A 14,024-nucleotide genomic window follows, 5' to 3' on the forward strand; every position below is an offset into this window, starting at 1 on the left:
ACCGAGAGCACCCAGAGCACCGAGAGAGACGAAAGGGAGGTCGGTCACGCCATGCGAGATCCGCTGTCCGCGTTGTCGGACGCCTTTACCGCCTTCCTCTTCGGGAAGGTGGAGACGACCCGGCTGCCCGTCCGCACCTCGACCGGACAGGCTCAGGCGGTCTACCTGCCCACCGCCGCCCCCGGCCTCGGCGACTCCGGCGTGATCATCGGCCGCGAGGTGTACTCCGGCAAGGGCTACATCTACGACCCCTTCCAGCTGTACGGGCAGCAGCTCCCCGCCCCGCACTGGCTGGTGCTCGGTGAGTCCGGCAACGGCAAGTCCGCGCTGGAGAAGACGTACGTGCTCCGCCAGCTCCGCTTCCGCGACCGCCAGGTCGTCGTCCTGGACGCCCAGGGCGAGGACGGGGTCGGCGAGTGGAACCTCATCGCCCAGGAACTGGGCCTGACCCCCATCCGCCTCGACCCCACCTCCGCGCTCAACGGCGGCATCCGGCTCAACCCGCTCGACCCCGCGATCACCACGACCGGGCAGCTCGCCCTGCTCCGCACGATCATCGAAGTCGCCATGGGCCACGGCCTCGACGAACGGTCCGGCTTCGCGCTCAAGGTCGCGCACGCCTTCGTGAACGAGACGAAGAACGACCGCCAGCCCGTCCTGATGGACATCGTCGACCAATTGCGCCACCCGGAACCCGAATCGGCCGCGGCGATGAACGTCGACATAGACGACGTACGGGCCTGGGGCCTGGACGTCGCCCTCGTCCTGGACCGGCTCGTCGACGGCGACCTGCGCGGCATGTTCGACGGGCCGACGTCCGCCGATATCGACCTGGACGCCCCACTGATCGTCTTCGACCTCTCCCACATCGACCGCAACTCGATCGCCATGCCGATCCTGATGGCGATCGTCGGCGTCTGGCTGGAGCACACCTGGATCAGGCCCGACCGGAAGAAACGCATCTTCCTGGTCGAGGAGGCCTGGCACATCATCAACTCCCCGTTCGTCGCTCAGCTCTTCCAGCGCCTGCTGAAGTTCGGCCGACGGCTCGGGCTGTCCTTCGTCGCCGTCGTCCACCACCTCAGCGATGTCGTCGACGGAGCCGCGGCACGGGAAGCGGCGGCCATCCTCAAGATGGCCTCGACCCGCACGATCTACGCCCAGAAGGCCGACGAGGCCAGAGCCACCGGCCGGGTGCTCGGGCTGCCCCGATGGGCGGTCGAGATCATCCCCACGCTCACCCCGGGCATCGCCGTCTGGGACGTCAACGGGAACGTACAGGTCGTCAAACACCTGATCACCGAGGCCGAACGCCCCCTCGTCTTCACCGACCGCGCGATGACCGAGTCCTCCGCCATCGACCTGCTCCCGGAGGACGTACGCGCCGCCGAACTGGAGGCGGAGCAGCGCGCGGCCCGGATCGAGAACCAGCAGCGGCTCAACGAGTCGTCCGAGTCAACGGTGGCATGACATGGCAGGGCGCGGCGAGGCACGGTCCGGCGGCAACGCGGGCGGCAACGGCGGCATCCCCGACGGACTGCTGATCGGCCTGCTGGTCTTCCTGCTGGGGCTGACACTGCTGGCCTGGACCGCCACCGGCCTCTCCGGAGTCCTCGCCCACGGCGCCTGGCCGCACGGCGTCACCCTCGCCGAGACCCCGCTGGCCATGCGGCGCCTGGTGGAGGCCCCGCACGACCTGCCGGCCGCCTGGCCGACCACCCCAGCGGGGGCGCTCTCCGGATACGGACTGTTCTGGGGCCTGTTCATCGGTGAGCTGATGGTGCTGGTCGTCCTGACCATCTTCGTCATGGGCGTGGTCGCACGCCGGCGCGACGTACGGTCCCGGCAACGCGCCCAGCGGCTGGACCGGTTGGAACGGCTGGAGGAGCATCGGCCGGAGCGGGCCGCCCCGCAGCTCCCCGGCCTGGAGAAGGGCCAGGAGCACAGACATCAGTCCCCAGCACCGACCCCCGCCCCGGCACCCGCCCCGACCCCCGCCCCCACGGAACGCCTCCCCGAAACACAACAACAAGCCACCACCGCCCCGGCCACCATCCCCACCACCACATCGGCCACCACCACCGAACTCCTCGCGACCGCCGCCCCGCTCACCGTGCCCTCCCCCCGCGCCCCCCTCGTCGTCTACGGCCCCGCCGCCACCCGCCGGCCCACCGTCGTCCAGGCCATCAGCGAAGCCGACGGGCCCGCGCTCGTCGTCACCTCGGACCCCAGCGTCTGGGCCGAGACCAAGGACGCCCGCGCCAAACTGGGCCCCGTCCTCATCTACGACCCCGGCCACCTCTGCGACACCCCGGCCCGGCTCCACTGGGCCCCCACCGCCGGCTGCGAACAGCCGGCGCGGGCGGCCGCCCGCGCCGCCGCCCTCCTCGCCCCGGTCCGCCCGCAGGCCCGCATCGACGCGGCGACGGCCGACACCGCGGAGACGCTCCTCCAGTGCTGGCTGCACGCCGCGGCCATCGACGGCCGCCCCTTCCGCCAGGTCCACCGCTGGGCCCTGGGCGGCGCCGCCCACGAACCGGTGCGGCTGCTGCGTACCCACCCCAAGGCCGCGTCCGGACTCGCCGGACTGCTGGAGTCGGCGCTCACCGCGCACCCCGAACGCCGCGAGATGGCGCAGGAACTGACGGTCCGGGCCTTCGGCGCGCTCTCCTCGGTCCATGTCCGCGACACCTGCACCCCCAATCGGGCCGATGCGCTCGCGCTGGAATCTTTCGCGGACGAAGGGGGCACGCTTTATGTGGTGGGTGAACCCATCGAGAATCCGCGATCGGGCCCGGGAGCCATGCCCCTGCTCACGGCGCTCGCCTCAGACGTGGTCGAGCACGGCCGCCGCATGGCCGCACGGTCATCCGACGGTCGGCTCGACCCACCAATGACGCTCGTCCTCGACGACGTCGCGGCCGTCGCACCGCTGCCCCGGCTGCCCGAGCTGCTGGCGACCGGAAACAACCTGGGCCTGCCCACCGTCGCCCTGCTCCGCTCCCCCGAACAGGGCCGCGCCCGCTGGACCCAGCAGCTCCAGACGCCGAGCACCCCCTGACCCCACCCGGGCGCACCCCACCCCCGCCCCACCGCTACGGCCGGACCACCGCGTACTCCAGCTCGCGAGCCGTCGGCTCGCCCTGGACCGGCACCGTCTCCCCGGTCGGCGCGAACCCGATCCGGCGGTAGAACGCCGAGGCCCGCAAGTTGTCCTCGTGCACATACAGCCGTACGCGCTCGATCCTCGGCCCGCCCAGCGACCACGCCCAGTCCAGACCGGCCCGGAAAAGCTCCCCCGCCACGCCCCCGCCCCGCGCCTCGGGGCGTACGAACACCCCGACCACATGGGCCTGGTGGACATCGGCCGCCGCTCCGAACGCCACCTCCCCGTCCGGCCGCTCGACCAGCACGGTCACCGAACCCGCCCAGCTTCCGTCCGGCGCCACCGCGACGAACTGCCGCTTCTCACCGTCGCCCGTCTCCGAAGCGCCGGCCGCCCGCTCCTGCCAGAACGCGTCGGACCGCTCCACGGCCTGCTCGTACGTCTCCAGGAACGCCAGCGGCGCCACCGGGTCCCGCAGCGCGGCCAGCCGGAGTTCCTTGACCAGCCGCCACTCCTCGGCCCGCACCGGCCGTATCACGTAGTCCATGCGCCGATCCTCACCCGCCGCCGACGGCCGTGCAAACGGGTTCCGCCCCGGCCCCGGCGTCGTACCCCGGTACTACGCGCGCCGCCACCTGCCACCCCCGGTCCGACGTCCCGCGCCCGCCCGCTCCGTAGCGTCGACCGCATGATCAGGGCATACGAACTCACCAAACGGTACGGGGACACCACCGTCGTCCAGGACCTCGACTTCACGGTCCGGCCCGGCACCGTGACCGGCTTCCTCGGCCCGAACGGCGCCGGGAAATCAACCACCATGCGCATGCTGCTCGGCCTGGACGCCCCCACCCGGGGCCGTTCGACGATCGGCGGACGCGCGTACGCCACCCACAGCGCACCGCTGACCGAAGTCGGCGCCCTGCTGGAAGCCCGCTCCGTCCACCCCGGCCGCACCGCCTTCCACCACCTGATGTCCCTCGCCCACACCCACGGCATCCCCCGCAGCCGCGTCGAGCACGTCCTCGACCTGGCCGGACTGACCTCGGTCGCCGGGAAGCGGATCAAGGGATTCTCACTCGGCATGGGCCAACGGCTGGGCATCGCCGCCGCACTGCTCGGCGACCCGGCCGTCCTCATCCTCGACGAACCGGTCAACGGCCTCGACCCCGAGGGCGTCCTGTGGATCCGCAACCTGCTCAGATCCCTCGCCTCCGAAGGCCGCACGGTCCTCGTCTCCTCGCACCTGATGAGCGAGATGGCGCTGACCGCCGACCACCTCGTCATCATCGGACGAGGCCGCCTCCTCGCGGACACCACCGTCGACGACTTCGTCGCCATGGCCGGCGGCGCCTCCGTCCGCGTCCTCACCCCGCAGGCCCCCGCCCTGCAAGCCCTCCTCCAGGGCCCCGGCATCGACATCACAGGTCCCACCAGCACCACCGCTACCGGTGAACTGGACGTCCGCGGCGCGGACGCCGCCCACATCGGCCGGGTCGCGGCCGCACACTCCATCCCGCTGTACGAGCTCACGCCGCGCACCGCCTCACTGGAGCAGGCCTTCATGGACCTCACCCAGGAGTCGGCCGAGTACCGGATCACCGCCCCCGAACCGACCGGAGCCCTCGCATGACCACCGTGGCCGTCACCCCGCACCCCTATCGCATCACCCCGGCCCGGGTGCTGCGCTCCGAGTGGCACAAACTCCGGTCCCTGCGCTCGACCTGGATAACTCTGGGATCGGCCACCGCTCTCGTCCTCGCCGTCGGCATCCTCATGGGCACGACCTATACGTCCGGGGGCGGCGACTCGGACGTCGACACGGTCGTCATGGTCCTCTACGGCACCACACTCGGCACGCTCTGCACCGTCGTGCTGGGCATCCTGGTCACGGCGGGCGAGTACTCGACGGGCATGATCCGCGCCTCGCTCACCGCCGTACCCCAACGGCTCCCGGTCCTGTGGGCGAAGGCCGCGGTCTTCGCCGCCACCGTGTTCACCGTCATGCTCGCCACCTCGCTGGTCACCTTCGTCGTCGCCCAGTTCTTCCTCTCCGACACCGACCAGGCCGCCGCCCTCACCGACCCCGGCGTCCTGCGCGCCATAGCGGGCAACGCCACCGGGACCACGCTCCTCAGCCTGATCGCCCTGGGCCTCGGCGCCCTGCTCCGCTCGATCCCCGGCGCCATCGGCGCGTTCATCGGGGGCGTGATGGTCCTCCCGGAGGTGCTCACCATGCTTCCCTACGACGCGGTGGAGACCGCCGTCCGCTATTTCCCCACCCAGGCCGCCGGCGTACTCGGCTCCGCCACCCCGCTCCCCGACGCCGCCTCCAACGGCGCCGCCCTGCTCGCCCTCGTCCTCTGGGCTTCGGCCGCACTCCTCGCGGCAGCCGCCCTCCTGCGCCGTCGCGACGCATGAGGCGGACGGGGCCGCGGACGAGGGTGTAAGGATCGCGGGGGAGACGAAGGACGATCGGGGGGACGCGGACATGACGCACGACAGGGACGACGGCACCGACCGGCCGGGGGCACCCCGCCCCAGCCCGCTCACCGGGCACATTCAGCGACAACTCCAGCGCATCCGCGCGGCCGACCGGCGCAGGCCGGCCGTCTGGGACGGACTGCTCACCACGTTCTGGATCCTGTTCGCCGTGCTCGACGTCTCCTCGGGCGGCTGGCGCACCGTAGCCATCGACCCGAGCGTGTCCCCCCGGCTGGTGCTGCTGCTGAGCGCCGCGTTCTCCGCACCGCTGCTGTGGCGCCGCGGCCACCCGCTGGCCGTCCTACTGTTCATGACCCCGTTCGCACTGGTCAACGTCTGGACGGGGGCGGTCATCCAGGCCGCCTTCCTCCAGGAGATCGTGGTCTTCAACATCGCGCTCCGGCTGCCGCTGCGCACCCTGGCCGTGTCCGGCGGGATCGTGCTCGCCCCGCTCGCGATCGGCTCGGCCCACTTCTCGGAGCACTGGAACCAGCTCCTCGTACCCCACCTGTACGCGTTCGTGTTCGCGTCCCTGCTCGGCATCGTCTTCCGGACCCGCAAGGAGTACACGGAGGCCCTCGTCGACCGCGCCGACCGGCTCGAACTCGAACGGGACCAGCAGGCCCAGCTCGCCGCCGTCGCCGAACGGACCCGGATCGCCCGGGAGATGCACGACATCATCGGCCACAACCTGTCCGTCATCACGGGGTTGGCCGACGGCGGCGCGTACGCCGCGGCCAAGAGCCCGGAACGGGCCGCCCAGGCCCTCGACGCGATCAGCACCACCAGCCGCCAGGCCCTCGCCGAACTCCGCCGCCTGCTCGGAGTCCTGCGCGAATCCCCCGAGAGCGCCGACCGCACCCCGCAACCGACCCTCGACGACATGGAAACCCTGCTCACCGGCGTACGGACGGCAGGTCTTCCCGTACGTCTCAGCACCCAGGGCACACCGCCGGCCGTACCACCCACCGCAGGAATGCAGTTGACGGTCTACCGGGTGGTGCAGGAGGCGCTCACCAATACCCTGAAGCACAGCGGCGGACACTCCGCCCTGGCCGCCGAGGTCACCCTGACCTACCGGCCGAACGAGCTGGAGGCCGTGATCACCGACAACGGAACATCTGCTCCCGGCGCCGCCGCCGCACCGGACGGCACCGGGCAGGGCATCACGGGCATGCGTGAACGTGCTTCCCTGTACGACGGCACCGTAGAAACGGGCCGGCCCACCGGCACAGGCTGGCAGGTACGGCTCCGGCTCCCTCTGGAGGACTCCCCCTCGTGACGACCGTGCTCATCGCGGACGACCAGCCGATGCAACGCTTCGGATTCCGCATGCTGTTGGAGAGCCAGGGCGACATGACGGTCGTCGGCGAGGCCGCCAACGGCCACGAGGCCCTCCAACTCGTCGCCCGGCACCAGCCGGACGTCGCCCTGATGGACATCCGCATGCCCCTGCTCGACGGCATCGAGGCGACCCGCCGCATCATCAGGACGGGTTCCCGCACCCGCGTCCTCATCGTCACGACGTTCGACCTGGACCGGTACGCGTACGACGGGCTGCGGGCCGGCGCGAGCGGCTTCCTCATCAAGGACGCGATGCCCGAGGAGCTGCTCTTCGGCATCCGGGCGGTCGCGAGCGGCGACGCGGTGGTCGCCCCCCGCCTGACCCGCCGTCTCCTGGACGCGTACGTCCAGCACCTGCCGACCACCCCCGGCGGACCCGCGACGCCGGACTCGCGCATCGGGACCCTCACCGGCCGGGAACGGGAGATCCTCACCGTCATGGGACAGGGCTGGACCAACTCGGAGATCGCGGAGCGATTGCACCTGGCCGAATCAACCGTGAAGACCCACGTCTCCCGCATCCTCGCGAAAACCGGTGCCAGGGACCGCGTCCAGGCAGTGATCCTGGCGTACGACACCCACCTGGTCACTGCGGGCTGAGAGAGACGGGCCGAGAGAGGTAAGGGGCCTTCTGGTCTGGTCGGGAACGCAGAAAAGCCCCGTGCCACAAAGGCACGGGGCTCAACTATTAAAAGGAGTTCGGCGGCGTCCTACTCTCCCACAGGGTCCCCCCTGCAGTACCATCGGCGCTGAAAGGCTTAGCTTCCGGGTTCGGAATGTAACCGGGCGTTTCCCTAACGCAATGACCACCGAAACACTATGAAATTAACCAACACCGGAACACAACACGGCCGTTCGTTATTTCAGAACTAACACAGTGGACGCGAGCAACTGAGGACAAGCCCTCGGCCTATTAGTACCAGTCAGCTCCACCCGTTACCGGGCTTCCACATCTGGCCTATCAACCCAGTCGTCTACTGGGAGCCTTAACCCCTCAAAGGAGGTGGGAATACTCATCTCGAAGCAGGCTTCCCGCTTAGATGCTTTCAGCGGTTATCCTTTCCGAACGTAGCCAACCAGCCATGCCCTTGGCAGGACAACTGGCACACCAGAGGTTCGTCCGTCCCGGTCCTCTCGTACTAGGGACAGCCCTTCTCAATATTCCTACGCGCACAGCGGATAGGGACCGAACTGTCTCACGACGTTCTAAACCCAGCTCGCGTACCGCTTTAATGGGCGAACAGCCCAACCCTTGGGACCGACTCCAGCCCCAGGATGCGACGAGCCGACATCGAGGTGCCAAACCATCCCGTCGATATGGACTCTTGGGGAAGATCAGCCTGTTATCCCCGGGGTACCTTTTATCCGTTGAGCGACAGCGCTTCCACAAGCCACTGCCGGATCACTAGTCCCGACTTTCGTCCCTGCTCGACCCGTCGGTCTCACAGTCAAGCTCCCTTGTGCACTTACACTCAACACCTGATTGCCAACCAGGCTGAGGGAACCTTTGGGCGCCTCCGTTACTCTTTAGGAGGCAACCGCCCCAGTTAAACTACCCATCAGACACTGTCCCTGATCCGGATCACGGACCCAGGTTAGACATCCAGCACGACCAGAGTGGTATTTCAACGACGACTCCACAACCACTGGCGTGGCCGCTTCAAAGTCTCCCACCTATCCTACACAAGCCGAACCGAACACCAATATCAAACTATAGTAAAGGTCCCGGGGTCTTTCCGTCCTGCTGCGCGAAACGAGCATCTTTACTCGTAGTGCAATTTCACCGGGCCTATGGTTGAGACAGTCGAGAAGTCGTTACGCCATTCGTGCAGGTCGGAACTTACCCGACAAGGAATTTCGCTACCTTAGGATGGTTATAGTTACCACCGCCGTTTACTGGCGCTTAAGTTCTCAGCTTCGCCGACCCGAAAGTCAGCTAACCGGTCCCCTTAACGTTCCAGCACCGGGCAGGCGTCAGTCCGTATACATCGCCTTACGGCTTCGCACGGACCTGTGTTTTTAGTAAACAGTCGCTTCTCGCTGGTCTCTGCGGCCACCCCCAGCTCACGGAGTAAATCCGATCACCAGTGATGGCCCCCCTTCTCCCGAAGTTACGGGGGCATTTTGCCGAGTTCCTTAACCATAGTTCACCCGAACGCCTCGGTATTCTCTACCTGACCACCTGAGTCGGTTTAGGGTACGGGCCGCCATGAAACTCGCTAGAGGCTTTTCTCGACAGCATAGGATCATCCACTTCACCACAATCGGCTCGGCATCAGGTCTCAGCCTTAACGTGTGACGGATTTACCTACCACACGGCCTACACCCTTACCCCGGGACTACCACCGCCCGGGCTGGACTACCTTCCTGCGTCACCCCATCGCTTACCTACTACAAGTCTGGTTCGCTTAGCTCCACCACTACCCTCAACTCCGAAGAGATCGGGCTTAGCTTCACGGACTTAGCATCGCCTGATTCAGTACTGGGCGTTTCAAAGCGGGTACCGGAATATCAACCGGTTGTCCATCGACTACGCCTGTCGGCCTCGCCTTAGGTCCCGACTTACCCTGGGCAGATCAGCTTGACCCAGGAACCCTTAGTCAATCGGCGCACACGTTTCTCACGTGTGTATCGCTACTCATGCCTGCATTCTCACTCGTGAACCGTCCACAACTCGCTTCCGCGGCTGCTTCACCCGGCACACGACGCTCCCCTACCCATCCACACAGGCGTTGGCCCTATATGTGTGAATGACACGACTTCGGCGGTACGCTTGAGCCCCGCTACATTGTCGGCGCGGAATCACTTGACCAGTGAGCTATTACGCACTCTTTCAAGGGTGGCTGCTTCTAAGCCAACCTCCTGGTTGTCTCTGCGACTCCACATCCTTTCCCACTTAGCGTACGCTTAGGGGCCTTAGTCGATGCTCTGGGCTGTTTCCCTCTCGACCATGGAGCTTATCCCCCACAGTCTCACTGCCGTGCTCTCACTTACCGGCATTCGGAGTTTGGCTAAGGTCAGTAACCCGGTAGGGCCCATCGCCTATCCAGTGCTCTACCTCCGGCAAGAAACACACGACGCTGCACCTAAATGCATTTCGGGGAGAACCAGCTATCACGGAGTTTGATTGGCCTTTCACCCCTAACCACAGGTCATCCCCCAGGTTTTCAACCCTGGTGGGTTCGGTCCTCCACGAAGTCTTACCTCCGCTTCAACCTGCCCATGGCTAGATCACTCCGCTTCGGGTCTAGAGCGTGCAACTCAAACGCCCTATTCGGACTCGCTTTCGCTACGGCTTCCCCACACGGGTTAACCTCGCTACACACCGCTAACTCGCAGGCTCATTCTTCAAAAGGCACGCAGTCACGACGCACCGAGTAAACTCGGCGCGCGACGCTCCCACGGCTTGTAGGCACACGGTTTCAGGTACTATTTCACTCCGCTCCCGCGGTACTTTTCACCATTCCCTCACGGTACTATCCGCTATCGGTCACCAGGGAATATTTAGGCTTAACGGGTGGTCCCGCCAGATTCACACGGGATTTCTCGGGCCCCGTGCTACTTGGGTGTCTCTCAAACGAGCCGTTAATGTTTCAGCTACGGGGGTCTTACCCTCTACGCCGGACCTTTCGCATGTCCTTCGCCTACATCAACGGTTTCTGACTCGTCTCACAGCTAAGCAGACTATGAAAAAGAGATCCCACAACCCCGCATGCGCAACCCCTGCCGGGTATCACACGCATACGGTTTGGCCTGATCCAGTTTCGCTCGCCACTACTCCCGGAATCACGGTTGTTTTCTCTTCCTGCGGGTACTGAGATGTTTCACTTCCCCGCGTTCCCTCCACACTGCCTATGTGTTCAGCAGCGGGTGACAGCCCATGACGACTGCCGGGTTTCCCCATTCGGACACCCCCGGATCAAAGCTTGGTTGACAGCTCCCCGGGGCCTATCGTGGCCTCCCACGTCCTTCATCGGTTCCTGGTGCCAAGGCATCCACCGTGCGCCCTTAAAAACTTGGCCACAGATGCTCGCGTCCACTGTGCAGTTCTCAAACAACGACCAGCCACCCATCACCCCACCCTTAACCAGGTGAGTGCACTGGGGCTAAGCAACCGAAGGACGACCATGACGGCCGTACCTTCAGATACCCAACAGCGTGCCCGACCCGACCGATCCCTTCCCACATTCCACGCCGAAGCAGTACTAGTGAAAAACAACCTGTCGTGCCGAATAGTCAACGTTCCACCCATGAGCTGACCACCGCCGAACATTTGCTTAGCGTAGTGGCTCTGAATTCCTTACGGAATCTAGATGCTCCTTAGAAAGGAGGTGATCCAGCCGCACCTTCCGGTACGGCTACCTTGTTACGACTTCGTCCCAATCGCCAGTCCCACCTTCGACAGCTCCCTCCCACAAGGGGTTGGGCCACCGGCTTCGGGTGTTACCGACTTTCGTGACGTGACGGGCGGTGTGTACAAGGCCCGGGAACGTATTCACCGCAGCAATGCTGATCTGCGATTACTAGCAACTCCGACTTCATGGGGTCGAGTTGCAGACCCCAATCCGAACTGAGACCGGCTTTTTGAGATTCGCTCCGCCTCGCGGCATCGCAGCTCATTGTACCGGCCATTGTAGCACGTGTGCAGCCCAAGACATAAGGGGCATGATGACTTGACGTCGTCCCCACCTTCCTCCGAGTTGACCCCGGCAGTCTCCTGTGAGTCCCCATCACCCCGAAGGGCATGCTGGCAACACAGAACAAGGGTTGCGCTCGTTGCGGGACTTAACCCAACATCTCACGACACGAGCTGACGACAGCCATGCACCACCTGTACACCGACCACAAGGGGGGCACCATCTCTGATGCTTTCCGGTGTATGTCAAGCCTTGGTAAGGTTCTTCGCGTTGCGTCGAATTAAGCCACATGCTCCGCTGCTTGTGCGGGCCCCCGTCAATTCCTTTGAGTTTTAGCCTTGCGGCCGTACTCCCCAGGCGGGGAACTTAATGCGTTAGCTGCGGCACCGACGACGTGGAATGTCGCCAACACCTAGTTCCCAACGTTTACGGCGTGGACTACCAGGGTATCTAATCCTGTTCGCTCCCCACGCTTTCGCTCCTCAGCGTCAGTAATGGCCCAGAGATCCGCCTTCGCCACCGGTGTTCCTCCTGATATCTGCGCATTTCACCGCTACACCAGGAATTCCGATCTCCCCTACCACACTCTAGCCTGCCCGTATCGACTGCAGACCCGGGGTTAAGCCCCGGGCTTTCACAACCGACGCAACAAGCCGCCTACGAGCTCTTTACGCCCAATAATTCCGGACAACGCTTGCGCCCTACGTATTACCGCGGCTGCTGGCACGTAGTTAGCTAGCGCTTCTTCTGCAGGTACCGTCACTTTCGCTTCTTCCCTGCTGAAAGAGGTTTACAACCCGAAGGCCGTCATCCCTCACGCGGCGTCGCTGCATCAGGCTTTCGCCCATTGTGCAATATTCCCCACTGCTGCCTCCCGTAGGAGTCTGGGCCGTGTCTCAGTCCCAGTGTGGCCGGTCGCCCTCTCAGGCTGAGCTACCCGTCGTCGCCTTGGTAGGCCATTACCCCACCAACTAGCTGATAGGCCGCGGGCTCATCCTTCACCGCCGGAGCTTTTAACCTTCCCCCATGAGAGAGAAAGTATTATCCGGTATTAGACCCCGTTTCCAGGGCTTGTCCCAGAGTGAAGGGCAGATTGCCCACGTGTTACTCACCCGTTCGCCACTAATCCACCCCGAAAGGCTTCATCGTTCGACTTGCATGTGTTAAGCACGCCGCCAGCGTTCGTCCTGAGCCAGGATCAAACTCTCCGTGAATGTTTTCCCGTAATCGGGGATCACATCACGAGAGCGGAACAGTCGAGTCGGAATAAGACCGACCGTTCACTGTGTCCTCGCTATGTGCATTGCCTGGTAGAACCACAAGTGGGTCTGCCAGGACTTTCAAAGGAACCTCGAACCTGCCGAAGCAGGTCGGGGTATCAACGTATCTGGCGTTGACTTTTGGCACGCTGTTGAGTTCTCAAGGAACGGACGCTTCCTTTGTACTCACCCTCATCGGGCTTTCCTCCGGGCGCTTCCCTTCGGTCTTGCGTTTCCGACTCTATCAGACTCTTTCGTGTCCGATTCCCGGTCGAAGCGGGCCTCGCAATTTCGCTTTCCAGTTCTTCGCTTTCGCGTTTCCCTTTCCGGCGAGTCCGACTCTATCAGATCCTTTCGGGCCCGATTCCCAGTCAGCGGGGTTTGTCTTCCCGGCTGTTGGGCCGTTCCGACGTCTCAAACTCTAGCGGATCTTCCCGGCAGCTCATAATCGAGCCTTCGAAATAAATTTCGGCATACCGAAATTCTCCCGGGTGGGAGATCGTGCTGAGTTTTGGTTGCCGCATTCGCGGCGGATCGGTCGCCACAGAACCGGTTTGGCTCTGTGACAACTCGAAGAACCTTACGGATCGCGGTGGGGCGTGTCAACCCCTCCCCGGCCCGCCCGCGGAGGGGCGGTTCAGTCCAGGTCGGTGAGGCGGCCGCCGGCGTCGGGCTGGGCGTGTTCCACCCGACGCAGCAGCCGGATCAGCATCTCGCCGAGGACGCCGCGCTCGTCGCCCGAGAGGTCCTGGAGCAGTTCCTCTTCGAAGTCGGTGGCCATCCGCATCGCCTCCAGCCACTTCGCCCGACCCTCGTCCGTCAGCTCGACGATGACGCGGACCCGGTTGTTCTCGTCGCGGTCGCGGGTGACGAGGCCCTCGCCCGCCATGCGGTCGATGCGGTGCGTCATCGCGGCCGGGGTGAGTCCGAGCCGCTTGGCCAGCTCCCCAGGACCCAGCCGGTAAGGGGTGCCCGCCAGCACGAGGGTCTTGAGGACCTCCCACTCGGCATTGCTGATGCCGAGGGCGGCGACCTGGCGTCCGTACGCCACGTTCATCCGGCGGTTCAGCCGGCCGAGGGCGGAGACGACCTGCTCGACCTGGGGGTCCAGGTCCCGGAACTCGCGCTGATAGGCGGCGATCTGCTCGTCGAGGCTCGGCTCCTGGAGACCGGGCTCGGTGGTGTCAGACATGGCGC

The 14,024-nt window shown here is 65.3% G+C and carries 8 protein-coding genes and 3 rRNA genes; 6 read left to right on the plus strand and 5 right to left on the minus strand.

The annotated features are described in order from the left end of the window. Positions 1-51: 51 nt before the first annotated feature. Together RLT59_RS16995 and RLT59_RS17000 are read left to right on the plus strand one after the other, a co-directional pair. On the plus strand, positions 52-1,470 hold the full coding sequence (locus tag RLT59_RS16995; protein ID WP_311304186.1) for an ATP-binding protein: 1,419 nt from the start codon (positions 52-54) through the stop codon (positions 1,468-1,470). A 1-nt stretch (position 1,471) separates the two neighbouring features. Beyond that, a complete protein-coding gene (locus tag RLT59_RS17000) occupies positions 1,472-3,061 on the plus strand; it encodes a type IV secretory system conjugative DNA transfer family protein (protein ID WP_311304187.1) in 1,590 nt (529 codons plus the stop codon). A 34-nt stretch (positions 3,062-3,095) separates the two neighbouring features. Here the strand turns inward: RLT59_RS17000 and RLT59_RS17005 are convergent, their stop codons facing one another. Then, positions 3,096-3,653: a GNAT family N-acetyltransferase gene (locus RLT59_RS17005; protein ID WP_311304188.1), complete on the minus strand. Its 558-nt coding sequence runs from the start codon at positions 3,651-3,653 to the stop codon at positions 3,096-3,098. A 141-nt stretch (positions 3,654-3,794) separates the two neighbouring features. Here RLT59_RS17005 and RLT59_RS17010 point away from each other — a divergent pair, with 141 nt between their 5' ends. The 4 genes from RLT59_RS17010 (at position 3,795) to RLT59_RS17025 (ending at position 7,531) form a co-directional block, all read left to right on the plus strand. Then, complete coding sequence (locus tag RLT59_RS17010) at positions 3,795-4,736, plus strand: ABC transporter ATP-binding protein (RefSeq protein ID WP_311304189.1); 942 nt, start codon at positions 3,795-3,797, stop codon at positions 4,734-4,736. Continuing rightward, entirely contained in the window at positions 4,733-5,524 is a 792-nt protein-coding gene (locus tag RLT59_RS17015; protein ID WP_311304190.1) for an ABC transporter permease, read from the plus strand. The genes RLT59_RS17010 and RLT59_RS17015 overlap by 4 nt, the downstream gene beginning before the upstream one ends. A 70-nt stretch (positions 5,525-5,594) precedes the next feature. Further along, entirely contained in the window at positions 5,595-6,869 is a 1,275-nt protein-coding gene (locus RLT59_RS17020) for a sensor histidine kinase (RefSeq protein ID WP_311304191.1), read from the plus strand. Then, the gene (locus RLT59_RS17025; protein WP_311304192.1) at positions 6,866-7,531 is read left to right on the plus strand and encodes a response regulator; all 666 of its coding nucleotides are present in this window, start codon (positions 6,866-6,868) and stop codon (positions 7,529-7,531) included. The genes RLT59_RS17020 and RLT59_RS17025 overlap by 4 nt, the downstream gene beginning before the upstream one ends. A 97-nt stretch (positions 7,532-7,628) precedes the next feature. Here the strand turns inward: RLT59_RS17025 and rrf are convergent. From rrf to RLT59_RS17045, 4 genes are all read right to left on the minus strand, one after another. Then, positions 7,629-7,745: ribosomal RNA gene (rrf, locus tag RLT59_RS17030) — 5S ribosomal RNA — on the minus strand. Positions 7,746-7,824: 79 nt separating this feature from the next. Further along, a 23S ribosomal RNA gene (locus tag RLT59_RS17035) occupies positions 7,825-10,953 on the minus strand. A 302-nt stretch (positions 10,954-11,255) separates the two neighbouring features. Next, a 16S ribosomal RNA gene (locus tag RLT59_RS17040) occupies positions 11,256-12,782 on the minus strand. The 16S, 23S and 5S rRNA genes sit together here, the layout of an rRNA operon. Before the next feature lie 682 nt (positions 12,783-13,464). Continuing rightward, positions 13,465-14,019, minus strand: a complete 555-nt coding sequence (locus RLT59_RS17045; RefSeq protein WP_207319605.1) for a MarR family winged helix-turn-helix transcriptional regulator — start codon at positions 14,017-14,019, stop codon at positions 13,465-13,467. Positions 14,020-14,024 lie beyond the last annotated feature (5 nt).

Origin of the sequence: Streptomyces sp. ITFR-6, from assembly GCF_031844725.1 — a bacterium.
Classification (GTDB): Bacteria; Actinomycetota; Actinomycetes; order Streptomycetales; family Streptomycetaceae; genus Streptomyces.